We start from the raw sequence: 20,237 nt of genomic DNA, 5'->3' as shown, positions 1-20,237 counted from the left end.
CTCCCGGCCTAACCCACCCCCGGCTGGCCCCGTAGCTCAGCAGGATAGAGCATCAGATTCCTAATCTGAGGGCCACTGGTTCGAATCCAGTCGGGGTCACCATCTTCGCTTCGCCGGACCTTGGCGAAGCGCCTACTTCCGCAATGGCGCGATCCGGGTCATCGGTGTGGATGGGCCGAATTCCTTGGACAGGCGCTCCGCATCGGCGCGCGCGACGCCGCTGCGGACGAGCGTTTCGATCAATGCCTGTTCGGCTGGAACCTCGACGTCCGGGGCAACGCCGATGCCTTCCCAACCCTCGCCCGTCTCCGGGTCGAACGTGCGGCCGACCGGAATGAAGGCGCGGTAACCGCCGCCAAGGTCCGCATCGTTCCCGAAATGCCCGGCCCCGGCCGTCGTCTCGCCGATCAGGGTCGCGCGGCCGGTGCGTTTCAGGGAAAGGGCCAGATGCTCCCCGGCCGACGCCGTGCGCGGCGACACGAGCAGATAGACCTTGGCCGTGCGAAGGCCGCTCGCTTGCCCGGCGGGAACGACTTTATGTTCCCGGCGGACGACCGTGTCCGGTCCCGCAATCCTCTTCAGGTTCGGCCCGTCCTGGAGGGCGCCGCGGCTCGCTTGTTCCACGGCAAGGCGCGTATCCATTTGCACCAGGGTTGTGGGTTTGGCGTAGAGGGCGGGGAACAGCACATCCATCTCGTTCAGGCCGCCGCCGCGATGCGCGCGCGCGTCGACGATCAGGGTCTTGGCGCCGCCATGATCGGTGAGGAACTGGCGAAGCCGGGCCAGCGTCGGCTCATCGCCCTGAAAGGCATCGAAACTGATATAGGCGATGTCGGGAGCGATCCACCCGGCCTTCTGAATGCCGACGGGCGGTGATCCGCGCCGCGCCTGCTGTCCTGCCGGGGCGGCATCGGGCGCGGGGGGCGGGCGAAGCCGCAAGTGGCCGTCATAATAAATGGCCCGCAAATCCTCGGTCACCTTGTCCGCGAATGCCCGCGCATCCGGAAAAGCGTCATAGGCGCCGCTCGCCAGGTTCTTGCGCAGCATCTTCGCGTAGGACTGACCGGTCTCGGGAAACACGAAATCGGCTTCGAGCCGGGTCGCCAGCGTCTCGACCGCCTGCCGCGCCTCTGCCGCATTGAAGGCCGCCGACGGTGCGGGCGCTGCGGCGGGCGATGCCTGCTGCGCCGCCGGAGCCGCGGCGGCGGTGGCGAGAAATATGGCGGCGAGATATTTCATGAATTCGATTCCCCCGATGAGCCTTGGTGGCAAACAGGCGAAGGCTCATGCCATCATGGCATAGGGGAAAGGAAGGGTCTATCGGGCGTCAATGCCTCGCCAAGGGCATCGTCAGGCAGTGCACGCCGCCGCCGCATTGGGTGAACTGACCGATGTCTGCCTCGATGACCTCATAGCCGAGCGCCCTGAGACGGCCATTGACGTGCGCATTGTCGCGGGTCGACAGGATGCGCTTCTTGCCGAGGCTCAGCACATTGCAGCCGAGCTTGCGGGCTTCCTTGTAACCCACCGGCACCAGGTCGATGCCGAGCGCGCCGAGCCGGGCGAGGAAGTCGTCGTCGAGCACGTCGGTGCAGGCGAGCGCTCTTGCCGAATCCACCATGCAGAAAATGGTGTCGAGATGCAGGAAATGCGGGTCGTAGCGATAGACGATCGCTTGCCAGCCCTTTCGTTCGAAAATGCTGGCGAGCGCCTTCGCTCCTTTTTCGTCGGTGCGTTCGCCCGAACAGCCGATGATGACGAGGCCGGGGCGGACGATGCTGACATCGCCGCCCTCGACGGTCCCTTCCTCGATCCGCCCGAGAAGGGGGAAGCCGATATTTTTCACGATGCCCGCGACATAAGGCGCTTCGGCCCGGCGATGTCCGGCGGCGGGGCGGAGCTCGACGAGGCCCCAGGGCGTCATCAGCGTCGTATCGCGGGTGAAGGCGAGATCGGGCAGATCGGGTTTTGCGGGCACGACATGCGTACGGACGCCGCAACCGGCCAGCGCCTCCGCCAGCATGGCATGCTGGGCGCGCGCATGCCGGGTGGAGCAGCACAGGCCGTTGCGCAGGCTTTCGCGGCTGACCGAATTGGCGGGCACGATCGACAGGTGGCAGGGCGCTCCGAGCAGGACGGTGTCGAGCACGCCGCTTTCGGAACTGACGCCGAAGCGGGGAAGGGCATGGCCGCCCGCGCCCCAATCCTCGCCGAATATGGTGTGCTCGCGGCGCATGAGGAGGTCGGGCCTCCCTTCGGCGATCGGGCGGGAGAACATCATCGCCCTGCTCACCACAATTCCGCCCGGTAACGCTCGAAACAGCGCGCGCCGCATGTGAGGCGGATGAGCGCGCCTTCCGCGATCGCGGTGGCGCGCCTGGGATCCTCGGCGACCAGGGGCTGCAACGCCTCCCGGTTCCACGCCTCGCTATGTTTCACGTCGAGAACGGCGTGGAGGTCGAAATAGCGCCGTTCATCGGCGCTGAAGCCAAGGCGGCGGAGGCCCGTGGCAGTTGCGGCGGAGCGGCCAGGCGCGGTGAGCTCGATCACGCCCAGGGCGCCGACGCTGTGCCAGGCGTAGCGGCGGCTCGTCGCCATCGCGGTCATCGCATTGGCGAGCGCGAGGCTTTCCCAGACCGTATTGTCGATCCGGGCGTCGAGCTGGAGCGCCGCGATCAGCCCGTCGAGCATCGGGCCGTGCACGCCCTTGGGATTGCCGCGTCCCATTTCGTCCCAATAATTGCGGGCGAGTTCGAGCTTGGCCTGCTTTGGCAGCTTCACCTGCGTATAGGCGACGAGGTCGTCGAATCCGGCTTCCCCGGCGGCTTCCTGTTCCAGGAACCAGCTGAGCTGCTCGCGAGTCGCCTCTTCCGCGATCCAGGGGAAGAGGGGATCGCCCTGGCCCGGCCCCTTGTCCTGCAATGCTTCGAACCAGGCGACGAAGCCGTCCGCGTCCGTCGGGGCGGATGCGGCCTCCTGCGCGATTTCCGCGCGCAGGCTTTCGAGGAAGGCGCCTTCAAGGCGAATCATCCGCGCGTCGCGGTCGAGCATTTGCTGCCAATCCGCCTCCGGAAAGGCGGGCGCCAGGCGTTCGTGGTTCCAGTGGGCGAGGCCGCGCTGGAAGGAATCGGTCAGGAACTGCGCGCCGTGAACGGGGCGCGCGGCGTCTTTTGGCAAAGTTGCCATGGATGATTTTCCCAAATCTGTTCAAGGATGTTGGGAAGAGAACAACCGGGTGGCGCGCCTGTTCCCTCATGCCGGCTTCGCCTTCGCCGCATGAACGTGTATCGGTGGCCGAAACGAATAATGGAAAGCCCAAATTGAGCCACGCAGCACCCGAAGACGGCGACCTCGTCGAAGCTCCCGCCAAAATCCCCGTCCCCGACGATGTCGCGGAGGCCGTGCGCACGCTCATCCGCTGGACGGGCGACGACCCCGACCGCGAGGGCCTGCTCGACACGCCCGCCCGCGTTGCCCGCGCGTGGAAGGAATATACGCGGGGCTATGGGGAGGATCCGGCGCACCATCTCAGCCGCACGTTTGAAGAGGTGGGCGGCTATGACGAGATCGTCCTTTTGAAGGACATCCCGTTCCAGTCCCATTGCGAACATCACATGGCGCCGATCATCGGCAAGGCGGCGATCGCCTATCTGCCCCGCGACCGGGTCGTCGGCATTTCGAAGCTCGCCCGCGTCCTCCACGGCTTCGCGCGGCGCCTTCAGGTGCAGGAGCGGCTGACCGCGCAGGTCGCTGATTGCGTGTGGGAGCATCTTCAGCCCAAGGGCGTCGCGGTGATCATCGAGGCGAGCCATGCCTGCATGAGCGCGCGGGGCGTCAACACGCCGGGCGTGATGATGACGACCAGCCGGATGATGGGCACCTTCCGGTCCGACGAGCGAAGCCGCCGCGAAGTCCTGGCCCTGATGGGCTATTGATATGGGCAGGCGCCCCTTGCTCTCCGTCCTTCTGCTCCTCGCGGGATGCGGGGATGGCGGGGAGGGCGCGTCGAACGCCGACAATCCCGCTTTGACCAACGAGATCGAAGACCTCGCCGTCCTTGAAACCGGCGAGGCGGAAGAGAAAGCGCCAAGGCCTTCCTTCCCGCTCCAGCCGATCGCGATCGATGAGGTTCATGCGGCGCTGGATCCGGGCGCCGGCTGCGACCTGACGCGCGGCGGCGATTATCTGCTCGTCGCCGCCTTGAACGGCGACGCCATCGTCAAGGTGAACGGCAAGATCGCCCGCTTGAAGGGCGAAACCCGCCCCGGCCCCACCGGCGGCTTCTTCGAAGGGGAGGGTGCAACCGTCAGCATCGGCCGCATCGCTGAAGAGCCGGGCGCCACGTTGGACGAAACGACGAGCTGGCCCGTCGAAGCCGCGGTCCGCCTGAAGGGGGGGGATAAACCGGTGACCGTCCGCGCCTCCTGGCGTTGCGGAGCTTAACGCAGGAAAGGTTCTGAACCGCCCTTTGCCCATGCCGATAGAAAAAGGCCGCCGATCTTGCGATGGGCGGCCTTGATTCTGTCCAGACGAGTAACCGTTTTAGGCGGCTTCGCCCTCGGCGGCCGGAGCGGCTTCCTCGTCGGTGACGATCGTGCCGGGTTCGGCATTGGCGTCATACTCTTCGGTGAAGCTCGCCGTGTCCTTTTCGAACATCTGGGCCATGACGTCGACGCCCTGGGCCTGCAGCTCGGCTTCTTCCGGCGAGCGGGCGACGTTCACCTTGACGGTGACGGCGACTTCCGGGTGCAACGCGACCTTCACGTCCTGCACGCCGATCGCCTTGATCGGACGGTTGAGGACGATCTGGTTCTTCGCGATCTTGTGGCCGTCGGCTTCGAGGGCCTCGGCGAGGTCGCGGGCCGAAACGGAGCCGTAAAGCTGGCCGGTGTTCGACGCCTGGCGGATGAGCTGGATCGTGACGCCGTCCAGAGTCTTCGCCTCTTTCTCGGCGGCGCTGCGGCGCTCCGCATTCTGCGCTTCGATCTTCTCGCGATTGGCTTCGAAGACCTTGCGGTTGGATTCGTTGGCGCGCAGGGCCTTGCCGTTCGGCAACAGGAAGTTGCGGGCATAGCCGTTCTTCACGTTGACGACGTCGCCGATGGCGCCAAGCTTCTCGATGCGTTCGAGCAGGATGATCTGCATGGGATCCGCTCCTTATTTCACGACATAGGGAAGAAGGCCGAGGTGGCGGGCGCGCTTGATCGCCTGGGCCAGCTCGCGCTGCTTCTTCGTGGATACCGCGGTGATGCGGCTGGGGACGATCTTGCCGCGCTCGGACACGAAGCCCTGGAGCAGACGAACGTCCTTATAATCGATGCGGGGAGCGTCCTTGCCGGAGAAAGGGCAGCTCTTGCGGCGGCGGAAAAAGGCTCGTGCCATGATTGCTGGTCCTTTCCTTACGCTTCTTCATATTCGTCGCGGCCGCGGCGTTCGCCGCGGTCGCCGCGCTCACCGCGATCTTCGCGGCGGCTGCGGTCGCGCTCGTTACGGCGCATCATCGCGGACGGGCCCTGTTCGTGGGCATCGACGCGGATGGTCATGTAACGGATGACGTCTTCGTTGATCTGGGTCTGGCGCTCCAGCTCCGCGATCACATTGGCCGGTGCCTCGAAATCGAGGGCGACATAATGCGCCTTGCGGTTCTTCTGGATGCGGTAGGCGAGGTTGCGCAGGCCCCAGGTCTCGGTCTTCACGACCTTGCCGCCATTGTCCTGGATGATGTTGGTGGCGGTTTCCGCCAGCGCATCGACCTGGGCCTGGGCCAGATCCTGACGCGCGAGAAACACATGCTCGTAAAGCGGCATGTCATACGTCCTTCATATTGGCCGATCGCTGACGCCGCCCCGTGCGGACGCCCCTCCGGCTGTCGTCTCAAGCAATAAAACCGGGGCTGGAAGCCTGCGCCTCCGCCCCGGATGGACAGGCCTATGGCGGAACGGGCCTGAAAAGGCAAGCGGCTTGCACAGGCGCGAGGGGCTGGCTAGGCGAGGCAAGGCCGATGCGGCCGAAGGGGAGAGCGGCGGACCTCCAGATTTGCTCGCTTACCACGGCCGCATGGATCGCCAACGTACAAATAGGGGCGCAACCGGAGCGGCTCCGCTGCCGGCACGAAAAAGGAAGGAATGCAATGCGCGCATATCTATTTCCAGGGCAGGGCAGCCAGGCGGCTGGCATGGGCAAGGCTCTCGCCGAGGCAAGCGTCGCCGCGCGCGCGGTGTTCGAAGAGGTGGACGAAGCGCTCGGCCAGCATCTCGCGCGGCTGATGTTCGAAGGCCCGCAGGACGATCTGACCCTCACCGAAAACGCGCAGCCCGCGATCATGGCCAATGCCATCGCCACCCTGCGCGTGCTGGAGAAGGAAGCGGGGATCGCGCTCGCCGACAAGGCCGATTTCGTGGCCGGACACAGCCTCGGCGAATATTCCGCCCTCTGCGCCGCCGACGCGTTCGATCTCGCGACGACCGCGAAGCTCCTGAAGCTGCGCGGAAGGGCGATGCAGGCGGCCGTCCCGGTCGGCGAGGGCGCGATGGCCGCGATCCTCGGCGCGTCGCGCGAACTGGCGCAGGAAATCGCCGACGCCGCCGCCGAAGGCGAAGTCTGCACCGTCGCCAACGACAATGATCCGAGCCAGGTCGTCATATCCGGCCACAAGGCCGCCGTCGAACGCGCGCTTCCCATCGCCAAGGAAAAGGGTGCCAAGCGTGCGATCCTGCTCCCCGTCTCCGCGCCCTTTCACTGCCCGCTGATGCAGCCTGCGGCCGATGCGATGGCCGAGGCGCTGGGGCAGGCCGTGATGCGCCCGCCGGTTGTTCCGGTCTATGCCAACGTCATCGCCGCTCCGGCCGCCGATGTTGCGGAAATCCGCACGCTGCTGGTCCAGCAGGTGACCGGCATGGTCCGCTGGCGCGAAAGCGTCGCGGCGATGGCGGAAGCGGGCGTTACCCATTTCGTCGAATTCGGCGGCAAGGTGCTCGGCCCTATGGTCAAGCGCATCGCGCCGGATGTGAATGTGACAAGCGTGGTGTCGATGGACGATATCGAAGCGCTGACGAAGGAAATCTGACGAAAGCCCTGTAAAAAAGCGCCTTATAAAATGCCTTGTAAAACGTCACTCCGGCGAAAGCCGGAGTCTCGGCACGGAAGGCGCCAAGTCGCAGGGAGATTCCGGCTTTCGCCGGAATGACGAATGAAAGAAAGACGTCGCTCCGGCGAAGGCCGGGTCTCGGCACGGAGAGGTGTGAAGTGGCAAGAAATTCCGGTTCTTGCCGGAATGACGAATGAAAGAAACGCAGCGTCACTCCGGCGAAAGCCGGAGTCTCGGCACGGAAAGACGTCAAGCCGCAACGAAAGTCCGCCTTTCGCCGGAATGACGGATGAGGAAAGTGGGAGAGATAAGAATGTTCGACCTTTCGGGAATGACCGCGCTGGTGACCGGCGCATCGGGCGGCCTCGGCTCCGCCATCGCCAAGGCGCTCGCCGCGCAAGGGGCGAAGGTCGCGCTGTCCGGCACGCGTGAGGACGCGCTGAAGGCCGTGCAGGCGGAAATTGGCGGGGATAGCGTGATTCTCCCCTGCAACCTCTCCGATGCCGAAGCCGTCGACGCTCTCATCCCCCAGGCCGTCGAGGCGCTGGGCGGAAAGATCGACATCCTCGTCAACAATGCCGGCGTCACCCGCGACAATCTCGCCATGCGGATGAAGGACGAGGAATGGGACACCGTGATCCGCGTCAACCTGGAAGCCGCCTTCCGCCTCGCCCGCGCCGCGCTAAAGCCGATGATGCGCGCCCGGCATGGCCGCATCATTTCCATCACCTCCGTCGTCGGCGTGACCGGCAATCCGGGGCAAGCCAATTATGCGGCGTCGAAGGCGGGCCTGATCGGCATGTCGAAGGCGTTGGCGCAAGAGGTGGCGAGCCGGGGCATCACCGTCAACTGCATCGCCCCGGGCTTCATCGCCTCGCCGATGACCGACGCCCTGCCCGACGCGCAGAAGGAGGCGCTGCTCGGCCGCATCCCGGTCGGCGCGCTCGGCACGGGCGACGACATCGCCGCCGCCGCCGTCTATCTTGCCAGCAAGGAAGCATCCTACGTCACCGGCCAGACGCTGCACGTCAACGGCGGCATGGCGATGCTCTAAAATAGAGCGAAACCCGGCTTACGAATTAACCGTCCCTTGCCGCCGCCTCTTGCCAGCGGGCCGGGAGAGCGGCTAGGGCAACCGCAAACAAACTGAGGAAGGCTTATATCATGAGCGAGACCGCTGAGCGCGTTAAGAAGATCGTTGTGGAGCATCTGGGCGTCGAAGCCGAGAAGGTCACCGAGGAAGCGAGCTTCATCGACGATCTCGGCGCGGACAGCCTCGACATCGTCGAGCTGGTCATGGCGTTCGAGGAAGAATTCGGCGTCGAAATTCCGGACGACGCGGCCGAAAAGATCGCGACCGTGAAGGACGCCATCGACTATATCGATCAGAACAAGGCTTAAGCCTTACGACCCGCGAGGCTTGCAGCAAAACCCCGTTCCCCGGCGGAAGCCGGGGTCCAGCGGCACTGAAGGTGAGGCTGGGTTCCGGCTTTCGCCGGAACACGATAGGCAGGAAAGCCTTCACGCGGAGTGATTGACGAAAGCGGCTCCCAGCCATGAAAGGCCGGGAGCCGTTTTCCGTTTTCCTACACCGTTTCTTCCTGTCATGGTCAGTCAAACCGCAATGCGTTCGGGACAGGACGGAAATTGACAAAATTGACGGAATCGCCGTGCGAAAGCATCAAAGCCGTCACTTTACGCGCGTGGCGGGCGGGAGGCCCGGTCCCGTCAGGGGCGGGAAGCCGATTGACGTAGCGTCTCCCCGCCATCAAAGGCCATGGAGCCGTTTTTACTTTTGACGAACAAGGGAGTTTAGCGGATGCGCCGCGTTGTTGTAACCGGACTTGGACTTGTGACCCCGCTGGGCGCGGATGTCGAAACCAGCTGGAAGAACATCCTCGCCTCGAAAAGCGGTGCCGCCCGCATCACCCGCTTCGATCCGACCGATTATGCCTGCACCATCGCCTGCGAGGTGAAGGCGCCGGATCACGAATATGGCTTCGATCCGGGGAAGCGCGTCGATCACAAGATCCAGCGCCAGGTCGATCCGTTCATCGTCTACGGCATCGACGCCGCGGGCCAAGCGCTGGAAGATGCCGGCCTTACCGATATGCCGGAAGAGCAGCGCTATCGCGTCGGCTGCTCGATCGGTTCGGGCATTGGCGGCCTTCCGGGCATCGAAAAGGAATCGATCGTCCTCCACGAAAAGGGCCCACGCCGGGTTAGCCCGCATTTCGTCCACGGCCGCCTCATCAACCTCATCTCCGGCCAGGTTTCGATCAAATATGGCCTGATGGGCCCGAACCACGCGGTCGTCACCGCCTGCTCGACCGGCGCCCACTCGATCGGCGACGCCGCGCGCATGATCGCGCTCGACGATGCCGACGTGATGGTCGCGGGCGGCGCGGAAAGCGCTTTGTGCCCGCTCGGCATTGCCGGCTTCGCCCAGGCGCGGGCCCTCTCCACCAATTTTAACGACCAGCCCGAAAAGGCGAGCCGCCCCTGGGACAAGGCGCGCGACGGCTTCGTCATGGGCGAGGGGGCGGGCGTCGTGATCCTCGAGGAATATGAGCGCGCGAAGGCACGCGGCGCCAAGATTTACGCCGAAGTCATCGGCTACGGCATGTCGGGCGACGCCTATCACGTCACCGCCCCCCATCCGGAAGGCGCGGGCGGTTTCCGCGCGATGCAGGCCGCGATGAACCGCTCCGGCCTCGCGCTTGAGGACATCGACTATATCAACGCCCACGGCACTTCGACCCCGCTTGGCGACGAGCTGGAGCTTGGCGCGGTGAAGCGCCTGTTCGGCGACGCCGTTGGCGGCCTGTCGATGAGCTCGACCAAGTCCGCTATCGGCCACTTGCTGGGCGGTGCGGGCGCGGTCGAGACGATCTTCGGCATCCTCGCCATCCGCGACCAGATCGTGCCGCCGACCCTCAATCTCGACGATCCGGAAGAAATCACGCAGGGCGTCGACCTCGTCCCGCACACGGCGAAGGAGCGGAAGGTGAGGGCGATCCTCAACAACAGCTTCGGCTTCGGCGGCACCAACGCCAGCCTGGTGCTGCGCGCCGTCTAATGTCCGTCCGGGTCAAGGCCCTTCTCGCTTACGCTGCGCTGATCCTGGCGGTTCTGGCCGTCGGATTCGTCGTCAAGACCTGGTGGGGCGAGGGGCCGATGTCCCGCGACCGCAATTTCGTGGTGGAGCAGGGGGCGACCCTGACCGGCACCGCGCGGAAGCTGGAGGAGAAGGGCCTGATCCGGTCCGCCGGCGCCTTCACGAAATTCGCCGCCGTGCTGGGATCGAGCGACCCGGTCCGCGCGGGCGAGTTCACGATACCGGCGGGCGCGAGCGGCTCGCAGATTCTCGACATCCTGCAGCATGCCCAGCCGATCCGGCGTCTGGTGACGATTCCCGAAGGCATGCCTTCGATCCTCGTCCATGAACGGCTGCGCGGAGAGGCGCGGTTGGTGGGCCCGGTGCCCATTCCCGCGGAAGGCAGCGTGCTGCCGGACAGCTACAGCTATGAAAGCGGCGAAACCCGCGCTGCCGTGCTGAAGCGCATGCAGGACGCGATGACCAAGGAGCTGGACCGGCTCTGGGCGGGGCGTAAGCCGGGCAGCGTCGTCAAATCGAAAGCGGAAGCAATCACGCTCGCTTCCATCGTCGAAAAGGAAACCGGCAAGCCGTCCGAACGGCGCATGGTGGCGGGCGTCTATTCCAACCGCCTCCGCATCGGCATGAAACTGGATGCCGACCCGACCGTCATCTATCCGATCACGAAGGGCAAGCCGCTCGGCCGCCGCATCCTGCGCTCTGAGCTTCAGGCGAAGAACGGCTACAACACCTATGCCAGCCCCGGCCTGCCGGTCGGCCCGATCGCCAATCCCGGCCGTGAATCGATCGCCGCCGTGCTCGATCCGGCACCGACTAAAGCGCTTTATTTCGTCGCGGACGGCACGGGGGGGCACATTTTCGCGGACACGCTGGAACAGCATAATGCGAACGTCCGCAAATGGTATGAAATCCGCCGCGCGCGCGGAGAAATGTAGGTCAGGCCTTCAACCGGTCCGCCGGGACGTAGCCGACCAGATGGTCGGAAAGCCGATATCCCCAGGCCCAGCCGCCGGTAATGTCGAGCAGTGCGAAATTTTCCTCGCCAAGGTCGGCGACGATATTCGAGGCGGCATCAGCTTTTTGGTGAAGCGGCCCGGCGTTCACGACGCGGGTCACCGGCTTCACATAATGGGGCGCGAAATGGGCGCTGGCGAGCGCGATGTCGGCAAGGTCGCCGCGCCATGCGTCGCGTGCGGGGTCGAGCGGTTTGGACGGGCCGCTCAGGGTGAATCGATCAACCGTGCTGGAGGAGGAGTCCGCGTTCCTTGTCCTGCTTTCGGCCGCTGGCGGCTGGCCCGATATTGCGTTCGAAACTGTCAAGAAAGTCCTGCCCTGTCGGTGTCTTGGCGACGAAGACGTTTCGCCGGTCCGCTTCGTCGCGGACGCGCCGCAGATAGCCGAGAGCGCCCAGGGTATTCAAGGCGCGCGTGATGACGGGCTTCGATACGCCCAGCATATGTGCCAATCCGCGCACAGTGTGGGGGCCGGGCGTCAGGTAGACCAGCATCATCAAGGCCATCTGACGGTTGGTGAGATCCGGCTGTCCGGACCGGACGTAGCGGATAAGGGCTTCCATCCAGCTGATAAGACTGTTGCGCTCCGACACGGAAGTCTCCGTAATTGCAATATTTTCACGTTTCGGAAGTAAAACCAGTCAGATCGCGTTTCGTTTCGAACAGAGGACTTATTTCACCGCAAAAGGGGATTCGGCCCGTCTCAACGGGAATATCGCCCTTTCAGCAACTCCCAGGCCGCGCGCAGTCCCATGGCATCGCCGCCCTTGGGCCGCCCAGGCTTGGCCGAGGGCCGCCAGGCGAACGTGTCGAAATGCGCCCAGGGCGTATTTTCCGGCACGAACTTCTGCAGGAACAGGGCCGCGGTGACACACCCCGCCATCGGGCTGTCGGCCGCATTGTTCAAATCGGCGATGTCCGATTTCAGCATTTCGGCATAATGTTTCCAGAGCGGCATGCGCCAAGCCGGATCGGACACTTTTTCGCCCCCGTTGAGCAGATCCTCCGCCAGATCGTCGCGATTGGCGAAGAGGGCGGGGAGGTCCGGCCCCAAGGCCACGCGCGCCGCGCCGGTCAGCGTCGCGAAATCGAGGATGAGTTCGGGCTCGCCCTCCGCCGCCTTGGTGAGGGCGTCGCCGAGGATCAGCCGCCCTTCGGCGTCGGTATTGCCGATCTCTACCGTCAGCCCTTTGCGGCTTTTCAGCACGTCGCCGGGACGGAAGGCATTGCCGGACACTGCATTTTCCACTGCCGGGATCAGAAGGTGGAGCCGCACGGGCAGGCGGCTCTTCATCACGATCCGCGCCAAGGCGAGAGCATGTGCGGCGCCGCCCATATCCTTCTTCATCAGGCGCATGCCCGCCGCCGGCTTGATGTCGAGCCCGCCGCTGTCGAAGCAGACGCCCTTCCCGACGATGGCGATGCGCGGATTGGCGGGATCGCCCCACTCCAGCTCAATGAGGCGCGGCGCGCGGTCACCGCTTGCCGCCTGACCGACCGCCTGGATCATCGGATATCCCGCAACCAGGTCGTCGCCCTTGGTAATGGTGACGGGCGCGCCGCAGTCGGCCGCGATCTCCTCCACCACCTTCTGCAATTCGGCCGGGCCGAGATCCGCGGCGGGAGTATTGACCAGATCGCGCACAAGATGCGTGGCCTCCGCAACCGTCACGGTCTCCGCGATCCGCGCCGGATCGTCGGTCAGCAGCACGCGCGGTCCCTTAGCGTCGGCTTCCTTGCGATAGCGGTCGAAGCGATATTGGCCGAGCAACCAGCCGAGCACGGCCCGCCCCGGCCCGCGCCCGGCGACGCGATAAACACCTTCGGGCAAAGCGTCGGCGGCTTTGGACAGGCACCAGACGCTCGGATCGTTCGCATTGGTGACGCCGAGCGCCGCCGACCAATCCTCCGCTTTCTCGCCGGGCAGAAGGATGAATTGATAACCGTCCGCCTTGAACCCGCTCGCCGCGACGGCCTGCCGCACACGTTCCGGCTGGCCGGACAGCCATGGCTCAAACCCTTTCTTGTCGACGAGATGAAGGGAGCGGGCGGCCTGACCCTTGTCGGGCTGGATGAGGGCGGAGAGATCGGTCATGCGCTTACCTTAACCGAACTGCGGCCCGGCGAAAGAGGCCGCGCGGACGCTCAAATCTCGCGGAAATTGTCGACGATCTTGACATCGAGACCGTAATGCAGGCCGCACAGCCGCGCCGCGACCCGCGCCCGCTTGGCGACCTGATCGGCGGACAGGTTGCTGTCATAATACCAGCCGTCGACCAGCGTGCAGGCAAAGGTGCGGGCGAGGTGCGGCGAATTGCCGTAAAGATGCTCGGCCACCTGCGCCACGTAGCGGCGGCTGTGGCTTTGCTCTGCGCCGAAACGGGGAAGGAAATCCGGGTCATGCTCGGCCAGCCGCCGCAGGAAGACATAATAAGCATTTTTGAGGTTCGTCGCCGGAATGCGTTCGTTTCCGAACACCACGGCCCAATTGCCGCGCACCCGCCCCCCGATCCGCGCGGGTGAGCGCCGCCGCTTGCCCGCCGCTGTGTCGCCATCGCCTCCGCTGGCGGGCGCCGCGATGAGCAACCGGCGCAGAATGTCGTTTTCGCTCTCGCTGAAGGACAGCCTGTTCTGCTCGATCAGCCGATGCACGTCGACGTCGATTCCAATCTGCTTCGATCCGCTCATTGCCCCTCCAATCACCGCCTAAGTGAACCGGCATGCCGGCCAGCATCCAAGCTGACCCATCCAGTCCGCAACCGCCTCGCACCACCCATCATGCTAGAGAGGGAATAAGCGCCCTTATAAGGGCGCTTATTAGCGCATCCTTATAAGGATTCAAAGAAACGCTTCGGGTGGGACAGTGAGGGCGGCAGCTACAGCTACATTTTACAGTTACAGCTAAGTGGGCAGGCCCATACAGAGGAGGGCAGCGTTCTGATCGATTGTTGGCAATAACCTGGTCGGATTGCCGCGCTAAACGGCCGCGATCAGAAGACGGCGATCTCCGGATGGCCCGCGAGAGCTTCGATCAGCCCGCCTGTGTCCACCTCTGGCGGAAGCGCGGCCGCCGTCATCTCGGCGAGAGCAAGGCCGCTCTGGCACGCGGTCACGGCGACTCCTAGCGCCTGGGCCTCTTCCAGAAGCGCCGCCAGCACCGGCATTCCCGCCTTGGCATAAGCCGCATCGCCTGGAGCCGCGATGGGCGCGCGAAGGAGGGCGACGGCTTCGGCCTGGAGGAACAGACGGACCGGGCGGTCGAGCGCCGCAGCCGCAGCCGCGAGTGACAGGGCCGCGTGGAAACGCGCCGGGTCCGGCCCCGCGACGATGACGGTCAGCGGCCGCATGCCGGGCATGCCGGATCCTTCGCAATGCGCGCGCTGCGAAAGCGCATGTCGAGAGCGTCGATGCGCAGCAGCTGGCCGGACCGGCTCGCGCCGAATCCGGCGACGGCGCGGATCACCTCCAGCGCCGCCAGGCTGCCGACGACGCCGGCCATCGCGCCCAGCACGCCTTGTTCGGCGCAGCTTTGCTCGGGCAGGCCCGGCTCGCTCCCGACGAAGCAGCGGTAGCAGGCCTCACCGCTTTCCCACCCGCGATAGACGGCGATTTGCCCTTCGAATTGCGCCACGGCGGCGGACACGAGCGGGATGCGCAGCCGCGTCGCGGCATCGGCGACGATCAGCCGCGTCTCGAAAGTGTCGCAGCCGTCGAGGATTACGTCGGCATTGCCAAGCAGCCGCTCGGCATTGCGTGCGTCGATCCGCTCGATGACCGGCATGATCGCGACTTCGGGATTGAGCGCTTCGGCGAAGAGGCTTGCGGCTTCGGCCTTGGGCATGCCGATCTCCGACGTGCGATACAGGGTTTGCCGTTGCAGGTTGGACAAAGCGACCGCGTCGTCGTCGATCACGGTCAGCGTGCCGACGCCCGCCGCCGCCAGATATTGGAGGGCTGGCGAGCCGATGCCCCCGGCGCCGATCAATGCGACATGCGCATCGAGCAATTTCTTTTGGCCCGCGCCGCCAATCTCGCGCAGCACGATGTGCCGGGCGTAGCGATCGAGCTGGGCGTCGGTGAGGTTCATGGGCGTCTAGCGGCCGGTCGAGCCGAAGCCTCCGCTGCCGCGCGGCGTGTCGTCCAATTCTTCGACTTCCGCGAAATGCGCGCGTTGGACGGGGGCGGGGACGAGCTGGGCAATGCGCTCGCCGCGGATGATGTCGAACGGCTCGGCGCCAAGATTGGCGAGGATGACCTTCACTTCGCCGCGATAATCGGCGTCGATCGTGCCCGGCGTGTTGAGACAGGTGATGCCATGCTTCAGCGCCAGGCCGGAACGTGGCCGGACTTGCACTTCATAGCCTTCCGGGATGGCGATGGCGAAGCCGGTCGCGACGGCGTGGCGCGCGCCGGGCGCGAGCGTCAGGCTTTCGGCCGCGACCACGTCCATTCCCGCCGCATGCTCGGTCGCATAAGTGGGGATCGGCAGCCCCTGCCCGTGCGGCAGACGCTTCAGCGCGATGCGGATTTCAGGCGAGGGCATCGGCGATCCTTCCAGCGAGACGGCGGGCGACGTCCGCCTTGGACGCCGCGTCCCAATGTTCGACGCCGTCCTGGGTGACGAGGTGAATTTCGTTGGTGTCCCCGCCCATCACGTCGCCCGACACATCGTTGGCGACGATCCAGTCGCAGCCCTTGCGGACGCGCTTGGCCTGGGCTTCGGCGACGACATTGTCGGTCTCGGCCGCGAAGCCGACCAGGAGGCGGGGGCGGTCCGCCCGCGCTCCGAGAAGGGCGAGGATGTCCGGATTCGGCATCCAGTTGAGGTCCGGCGGTCCCGCGGATTTTTTGAGCTTGGACGGCGCCGTTTCGACTCGCCAGTCGGCCACCGCCGCCACCAGGATCGCTGCATCGGCGGGAAGGGCTTGGTCGACAGCGTGTTCCATCTGCGCCGCGGTCTGAACATCGATCCGCTGCGCGCCTGAGGGCGTTGCAAGGCTGGTCGGTCCAGAGATGAGCGTCACGCGGGCGCCCAGCGCGGTCAGCGCCTCGGCAATCGCATATCCTTGTTTGCCCGAGGACCGATTGGCGATCACCCGGACGGGATCGATCGCTTCGTGGGTTGGGCCTGCGGTGACGATGATGTGCTTTCCGGTCAGCCTGGCGTTCGTCCCGAGCGAAGGCGAGGGCCATTCGCGCCTGCGCCCCTCACCTTCACTCGGGGCGAGCGCGGATTGGATCGCTTCAAGAATGGCTGCAGGCTCAGGCAGCCGTCCCCGCCCATATTCCCCGCAGGCCATTTCGCCTTCATCGGGTTCCAGCACCGTCACTCCGTCCGCCCGGAGCCGCGCCACGTTGCGTTGGGTGGCGGGATGCAGCCACATGCGCACGTTCATCGCGGGCGCGGCCAGCACCGGTTTGTCGGTGGCGAGGAGGAGCGTCGTGGCGAGATCGTCCGCGATCCCCGCCGCCATCTTGGCCATGAGATCGGCAGTCGCGGGGCAGACGACGACAAGGTCCGCCTGCCGCGACAGCTGGATATGCCCCATTTCGACCTCGTCCTTGAGGCTCCAGAGCGAGGTGTGAACCTCCTGCTCGGACAACGCCGCCAATGTCATCGGCGTCACGAATTGCTCGCCCGCTTTGGTCAGCACGCACCGCACGCTGCCACCTTCCTTACGGATCAACCGGATGAGCTCGCATGCTTTATAGGCCGCGATCCCGCCGCCGACGATCAGGAGGATGCGCTTGCCCTGCATGGCTTCAATTTAGGAGGAACATCGCCGCCGCGCCAGCCGCCGCCGAAACGATCGCCGTCAGCAAATAGCCTCCGAACCGCGGTGGTTGCACCACGGCGATCTCGCGCAAGGGCGGCGGGGGCGGCGCCGCGCCTGGCGCCGGGTAGTAATAATCGATCCGGCGGATAAGCTCCGGCAGTCTGCGGAGCGTGCGGACGTTGCGCACCAGCTCGTCGGCGATCTTCGCTTCCGGCCCCAGCTCGCTGCGCAGCCATTCCCGCACGAACGGCTCGGCGGTTTCCCACATATTGATGTCGGGATCGAGCGCCGTCGCCACGCCCTCCACCATGACCATCGTCTTCTGGAGGAGCAGGAGGTGGGGCTGGGTCGGCATGTCGAAATCGCGGGTGATTGCGAACAGGCCGTCCAGCATCTGGCCGACGGAAATGTCCTTGACCGGCAGGCCGCGGATCGGCTCGCCGACCGCGCGGAGCGCCGTCGTGAATTCGGCCATATTGTGATGGGCGGGAACATAGCCCGCCTCGAAATGGATTTCCGCGACACGGGCATAATTGCCGGTGATGAGGCCATAGAGGATTTCGGCGAGCCACAGCCGCGCCTGCCGGTCGACGCGGCCCATGATTCCGAAATCGATCGCGCCGATATGGCCGTTCGGCTTGGCGAAGAGATTGCCCTGATGGAGATCGGCGTGGAAGAACCCTTCAGCGATCGCCTGGCGCAGGAAGGCGCGGACCAGGCGCTGCGACAGCGCCCGCGTGTCGAGGCCCGCCGCGATCAGCGCCTCGCGGTCCGACAGCTTGATGCCGTCGATCCAGTCCATCGTCATCACCCGCCGCGCGGTGCGGGTCCAATCGATGGCGGGCACGTCGAAGCCGGGCTCCGCCGCCATCCCCTCGGCCAGTTCGGATGCCGATGCCGCCTCGCGCCGCAAGTCGAGTTCGCGCGCCGTCCACTGCCGGAAATGGGCGATGACGAGACGGGGACGGAGCCGCGCGGCTTCCCCGCCCATCGCCTCGACCTGCGCTGCCGCCCATTCATAGGTGTCGAGCGCCTTGGCGAATTCCTCCTCGATGCCGGGGCGCAGCACCTTTACCGCCACTTCCCGGCCCTCCATCGTCACCGCGCGATGGACCTGCGCGATGGAGGCGGCGCCGACCGGTTCGGGATCGAATTGCGCGTAAATCTCCTCGAGCGGCCGCTCCAGCGCTTGCTCGATCGCCGCCTTGATCTGCGTGAAGGGGGCAGGGGGCAGGGCGTCCTGCAAGCGCAGCAGGTCGCGGGCAGCCGCCTCGCCGACGAGATCCGGCCGCGTCGCGAGAGCTTGACCCAGCTTGATCGCGGCCGGACCGATATTTTGGAAGGCGACGGCATATTCCGGCACCTTGGGCACCTGCGCGCCAAACCGCGCCAGGCGGGCGAGACGGCGCACCGGCGCGGGCGTGTTGGGATCGCGCTCTATACCGCGCAAGGCGCCGTGCCGCGCCAGCACCCGGCCCCATTTCAGGAGCCGCCAGATATGGGTGACGGGGGCGGTCAAATCTTCCAGCCGCTGTGAATGGCGACCAAGCCGCCGAGGATCGGCTCGACCCTGGTCTGAACGAAGCCGGCTTTGCCGATCATGCCCTTGAACGTTTCCATGTCCGGAAAGCGGCGGATCGATTCGACGAGATAGCGATAGCTCTCCTCATCGCCCGCCACCGCCTTGCCGATCTTGGGCACGAGATGGTGGGAATAGGTGTCGTAGACCGTCTTGAAGCCCGGCCAGGTGACGGTCGAAAATTCCAGGCAGAAGAAGCGCCCGCCGGTCTTCAGCACGCGATGCGCCTCCGCCAAGGCCTTGTCGATATGCGTCACGTTCCGGATGCCGAAGGCGATGGTGTAGGCGTCGAAGCTCTTGTCGGAGAAGGACAAGGTCTCGGCATTTTCCTCGGCCCACACGAGGCCGCTGATGCCGCGCTCCTTGGCGCGCTCGATGCCGACCTTCAGCATCTCGTCATTGATGTCGGCGACAGTGACGCTGGCGCCCTTAGCGGCCATGCGGAAGGCGATGTCGCCGGTGCCGCCCGCCATGTCGAGGATCGATTCGCCGGAACGCGGCTTCACCCGGCGGACGAACTGGTCCTTCCACAGCCGGTGCATGCCCCCCGACATGAAGTCGTTCATCAGGTCGTAGCGCGACGCGACGGACCGGAACACATCGCCCACCCGCCGGGTCTTTTCCCGCGGGTCGACGTCCTCATAACCGAACGAAACCTTTTCCATGGCACGAGCCTCTAGCAGGGGAAATGCCGTCTGTGCAGTGCCCCATCTTCTCGTTTGTCCCGAGCGAAGTCGAGGGGCGCTGGCACGAACTTCGGAAGCACGCCCCTCGACTTCGCTCGGGACGAACGGGTAGACCTTCATCATGCCCGAACTTCCCGAAGTCGAAACCACGGTCGCCGGACTTGTTCCCGTGCTGAAGGGTCATCGCCTCACGCGTGTCGAAACGCGCCGCGCCGACATGCGCAAGCCCTTCCCGCAAGACCTCCGCCAGCGCCTCACCGGCGCCCGCGTCACCGGCCTCGGCCGCCGCGCAAAATATGGCCTGATCGAGACGGATCGCGGCGATACGATGATCTTCCATCTCGGCATGTCCGGCCGCTGGCGGATCGATCCCGGCGCGCTCGGCCCCCACGATCATCTCTTGCTTGAAACGGAAGAGGGGCGGACGCTTGTCCTCAACGATCCCCGCCGCTTTGGTTTCGTCGACCTCTGGGCCACCGAAGATCTCGCTTCCTACGGCGCTTTCGCCCGCATGGGGCCGGAGCCGCTCGGCGACGCTTTCTCCGCCTCTTATCTGAAGGATAGGCTCGCCGGGCGGCAGGCGCCCATCAAGGCGATGTTGCTCGATCAGTCCGTGGTTGCGGGCCTTGGCAACATCTATATCTGCGAAGTGCTCAATCTCTCCGGCATTCACCCCGGCAAGCCTGCGGGGCAGGTCTCCAGGCCGCGTCTCGAAAAATTGGTCGAAGCGATCAAGGCGGTCCTTATCGCGGCGATCGAAGCGGGCGGTTCTTCCCTGCGCGATTATGCGCGGCCAAGCGGAGAGCTCGGCTATTTCTCGAAGGACTGGCGCGTTTATGGCCGGGAAGGGGAGGCGTGCGCATGCGGCGCCCCCGTCCTGCGCCGCATCGACAGCGGGCGATCCACTTTCTATTGCGGAAAATGCCAGCGCTGACCGGTTGACCCTATGCCCCTTTCCGCGTAGAGGGCGGCCCTGA

24 protein-coding genes and 1 tRNA gene are annotated in these 20,237 nt (G+C 65.4%); 9 read left to right on the top strand and 16 right to left on the bottom strand.

The annotated features are described in order from the left end of the window. Positions 1 to 25 precede the first annotated feature (25 nt). Positions 26 to 102, top strand: a tRNA-Arg gene (locus tag IC614_RS05055). Between the two features lie 30 nt (positions 103 to 132). Here the strand turns inward: IC614_RS05055 and IC614_RS05050 are convergent. From IC614_RS05050 to IC614_RS05040, 3 genes are all read right to left on the bottom strand, one after another. Then, positions 133 to 1,239: a S41 family peptidase gene (locus tag IC614_RS05050; RefSeq protein WP_200972811.1), complete on the bottom strand. Its 1,107-nt coding sequence runs from the start codon at positions 1,237 to 1,239 to the stop codon at positions 133 to 135. Positions 1,240 to 1,327: 88 nt separating this feature from the next. Further along, positions 1,328 to 2,293, bottom strand: coding sequence for a dimethylarginine dimethylaminohydrolase family protein (locus tag IC614_RS05045; RefSeq protein ID WP_200972810.1), 966 nt, complete (start codon positions 2,291 to 2,293; stop codon positions 1,328 to 1,330). Then, on the bottom strand, positions 2,290 to 3,186 hold the full coding sequence (locus IC614_RS05040) for an iron-containing redox enzyme family protein (RefSeq protein ID WP_200972809.1): 897 nt from the start codon (positions 3,184 to 3,186) through the stop codon (positions 2,290 to 2,292). The genes IC614_RS05045 and IC614_RS05040 overlap by 4 nt, the downstream gene beginning before the upstream one ends. Before the next feature lie 104 nt (positions 3,187 to 3,290). On the opposite strand from IC614_RS05040, the gene folE reads away from it, so the two are divergent. Together folE and IC614_RS05030 are read left to right on the top strand one after the other, a co-directional pair. Next, positions 3,291 to 3,935, top strand: coding sequence for a GTP cyclohydrolase I FolE (folE, locus tag IC614_RS05035; protein WP_226372736.1), 645 nt, complete (start codon positions 3,291 to 3,293; stop codon positions 3,933 to 3,935). A 1-nt stretch (position 3,936) separates the two neighbouring features. Continuing rightward, on the top strand, positions 3,937 to 4,443 hold the full coding sequence (locus IC614_RS05030) for a hypothetical protein (protein WP_200972807.1): 507 nt from the start codon (positions 3,937 to 3,939) through the stop codon (positions 4,441 to 4,443). A 99-nt stretch (positions 4,444 to 4,542) separates the two neighbouring features. On the opposite strand, the gene rplI is transcribed toward IC614_RS05030, so the two are convergent. Genes rplI through rpsF form a run of 3 tightly spaced genes read right to left on the bottom strand, consistent with a single transcriptional unit; the run spans position 4,543 to position 5,807 of the window. Further along, positions 4,543 to 5,145, bottom strand: a complete 603-nt coding sequence (rplI, locus tag IC614_RS05025) for a 50S ribosomal protein L9 (protein WP_200972806.1) — start codon at positions 5,143 to 5,145, stop codon at positions 4,543 to 4,545. A 12-nt stretch (positions 5,146 to 5,157) separates the two neighbouring features. After that, positions 5,158 to 5,382 carry a 30S ribosomal protein S18 gene (gene rpsR / locus IC614_RS05020; protein WP_106639674.1) on the bottom strand — a complete coding sequence of 75 codons (225 nt, stop codon included), beginning with the start codon at positions 5,380 to 5,382 and terminating at the stop codon, positions 5,158 to 5,160. A gap of 17 nt (positions 5,383 to 5,399) precedes the next feature. Next, on the bottom strand, positions 5,400 to 5,807 hold the full coding sequence (rpsF, locus tag IC614_RS05015; RefSeq protein WP_200972805.1) for a 30S ribosomal protein S6: 408 nt from the start codon (positions 5,805 to 5,807) through the stop codon (positions 5,400 to 5,402). Between the two features lie 323 nt (positions 5,808 to 6,130). Between rpsF and fabD the strand changes: the two genes are divergently transcribed. From fabD to mltG, 5 genes are all read left to right on the top strand, one after another. Beyond that, positions 6,131 to 7,066, top strand: coding sequence for an ACP S-malonyltransferase (gene fabD / locus IC614_RS05010; RefSeq protein WP_200972804.1), 936 nt, complete (start codon positions 6,131 to 6,133; stop codon positions 7,064 to 7,066). A 334-nt stretch (positions 7,067 to 7,400) separates the two neighbouring features. Continuing rightward, positions 7,401 to 8,141 (top strand): 3-oxoacyl-[acyl-carrier-protein] reductase, encoded by a 741-nt coding sequence (gene fabG, locus IC614_RS05005; RefSeq protein ID WP_200972803.1) that lies wholly within the window; start codon positions 7,401 to 7,403, stop codon positions 8,139 to 8,141. Between the two features lie 110 nt (positions 8,142 to 8,251). Then, positions 8,252 to 8,488 carry an acyl carrier protein gene (locus IC614_RS05000; protein WP_200972802.1) on the top strand — a complete coding sequence of 79 codons (237 nt, stop codon included), beginning with the start codon at positions 8,252 to 8,254 and terminating at the stop codon, positions 8,486 to 8,488. A 418-nt stretch (positions 8,489 to 8,906) separates the two neighbouring features. Next, a complete protein-coding gene (fabF, locus tag IC614_RS04995) occupies positions 8,907 to 10,166 on the top strand; it encodes a beta-ketoacyl-ACP synthase II (RefSeq protein ID WP_200972801.1) in 1,260 nt (419 codons plus the stop codon). After that, a complete protein-coding gene (gene mltG / locus IC614_RS04990) occupies positions 10,166 to 11,140 on the top strand; it encodes an endolytic transglycosylase MltG (protein ID WP_200972800.1) in 975 nt (324 codons plus the stop codon). Before fabF ends, mltG begins: the two co-directional genes overlap by 1 nt. A gap of 1 nt (position 11,141) precedes the next feature. Here the strand turns inward: mltG and IC614_RS04985 are convergent, their stop codons facing one another. The 10 genes from IC614_RS04985 to IC614_RS04940 all read right to left on the bottom strand — a co-directional run bounded on the left by IC614_RS04985 (position 11,142) and on the right by IC614_RS04940 (position 19,239). Then, positions 11,142 to 11,525, bottom strand: coding sequence for an SH3 domain-containing protein (locus IC614_RS04985; RefSeq protein WP_200972799.1), 384 nt, complete (start codon positions 11,523 to 11,525; stop codon positions 11,142 to 11,144). Further along, positions 11,440 to 11,781, bottom strand: coding sequence for a MarR family winged helix-turn-helix transcriptional regulator (locus IC614_RS04980; protein WP_200973102.1), 342 nt, complete (start codon positions 11,779 to 11,781; stop codon positions 11,440 to 11,442). Before IC614_RS04980 ends, IC614_RS04985 begins: the two co-directional genes overlap by 86 nt. A 140-nt stretch (positions 11,782 to 11,921) precedes the next feature. After that, the gene (locus IC614_RS04975; RefSeq protein WP_200972798.1) at positions 11,922 to 13,313 is read right to left on the bottom strand and encodes a leucyl aminopeptidase family protein; all 1,392 of its coding nucleotides are present in this window, start codon (positions 13,311 to 13,313) and stop codon (positions 11,922 to 11,924) included. Positions 13,314 to 13,363: 50 nt separating this feature from the next. Beyond that, positions 13,364 to 13,906 (bottom strand): hypothetical protein, encoded by a 543-nt coding sequence (locus IC614_RS04970; RefSeq protein ID WP_200972797.1) that lies wholly within the window; start codon positions 13,904 to 13,906, stop codon positions 13,364 to 13,366. Positions 13,907 to 14,208: 302 nt separating this feature from the next. Then, a complete protein-coding gene (locus IC614_RS04965) occupies positions 14,209 to 14,574 on the bottom strand; it encodes a DsrE family protein (RefSeq protein ID WP_404829145.1) in 366 nt (121 codons plus the stop codon). Continuing rightward, positions 14,553 to 15,305 (bottom strand): HesA/MoeB/ThiF family protein, encoded by a 753-nt coding sequence (locus IC614_RS04960; protein ID WP_200972796.1) that lies wholly within the window; start codon positions 15,303 to 15,305, stop codon positions 14,553 to 14,555. Before IC614_RS04960 ends, IC614_RS04965 begins: the two co-directional genes overlap by 22 nt. A gap of 6 nt (positions 15,306 to 15,311) precedes the next feature. After that, on the bottom strand, positions 15,312 to 15,761 hold the full coding sequence (gene dut / locus IC614_RS04955) for a dUTP diphosphatase (protein WP_200972795.1): 450 nt from the start codon (positions 15,759 to 15,761) through the stop codon (positions 15,312 to 15,314). Continuing rightward, positions 15,748 to 16,977 carry a bifunctional phosphopantothenoylcysteine decarboxylase/phosphopantothenate--cysteine ligase CoaBC gene (gene coaBC / locus IC614_RS04950; RefSeq protein ID WP_200972794.1) on the bottom strand — a complete coding sequence of 410 codons (1,230 nt, stop codon included), beginning with the start codon at positions 16,975 to 16,977 and terminating at the stop codon, positions 15,748 to 15,750. The genes dut and coaBC overlap by 14 nt, the downstream gene beginning before the upstream one ends. A 4-nt stretch (positions 16,978 to 16,981) precedes the next feature. Further along, positions 16,982 to 18,514, bottom strand: coding sequence for a 2-polyprenylphenol 6-hydroxylase (gene ubiB / locus IC614_RS04945; RefSeq protein WP_200972793.1), 1,533 nt, complete (start codon positions 18,512 to 18,514; stop codon positions 16,982 to 16,984). Continuing rightward, positions 18,511 to 19,239 carry a class I SAM-dependent methyltransferase gene (locus tag IC614_RS04940; RefSeq protein ID WP_200972792.1) on the bottom strand — a complete coding sequence of 243 codons (729 nt, stop codon included), beginning with the start codon at positions 19,237 to 19,239 and terminating at the stop codon, positions 18,511 to 18,513. The genes ubiB and IC614_RS04940 overlap by 4 nt, the downstream gene beginning before the upstream one ends. A 142-nt stretch (positions 19,240 to 19,381) precedes the next feature. On the opposite strand from IC614_RS04940, the gene mutM reads away from it, so the two are divergent. Beyond that, positions 19,382 to 20,194 carry a bifunctional DNA-formamidopyrimidine glycosylase/DNA-(apurinic or apyrimidinic site) lyase gene (gene mutM / locus IC614_RS04935; RefSeq protein WP_200972791.1) on the top strand — a complete coding sequence of 271 codons (813 nt, stop codon included), beginning with the start codon at positions 19,382 to 19,384 and terminating at the stop codon, positions 20,192 to 20,194. The last annotated feature ends 43 nt before the right edge of the window (positions 20,195 to 20,237 follow it).

This window comes from Sphingosinicella flava, assembly GCF_016025255.1.
Classification (GTDB): Bacteria; Pseudomonadota; Alphaproteobacteria; order Sphingomonadales; family Sphingomonadaceae; genus Allosphingosinicella; species Allosphingosinicella flava.
Note: the sequence above shows the minus strand (reverse complement) of the source record. Positions and strands in the feature narration are given on the sequence as shown.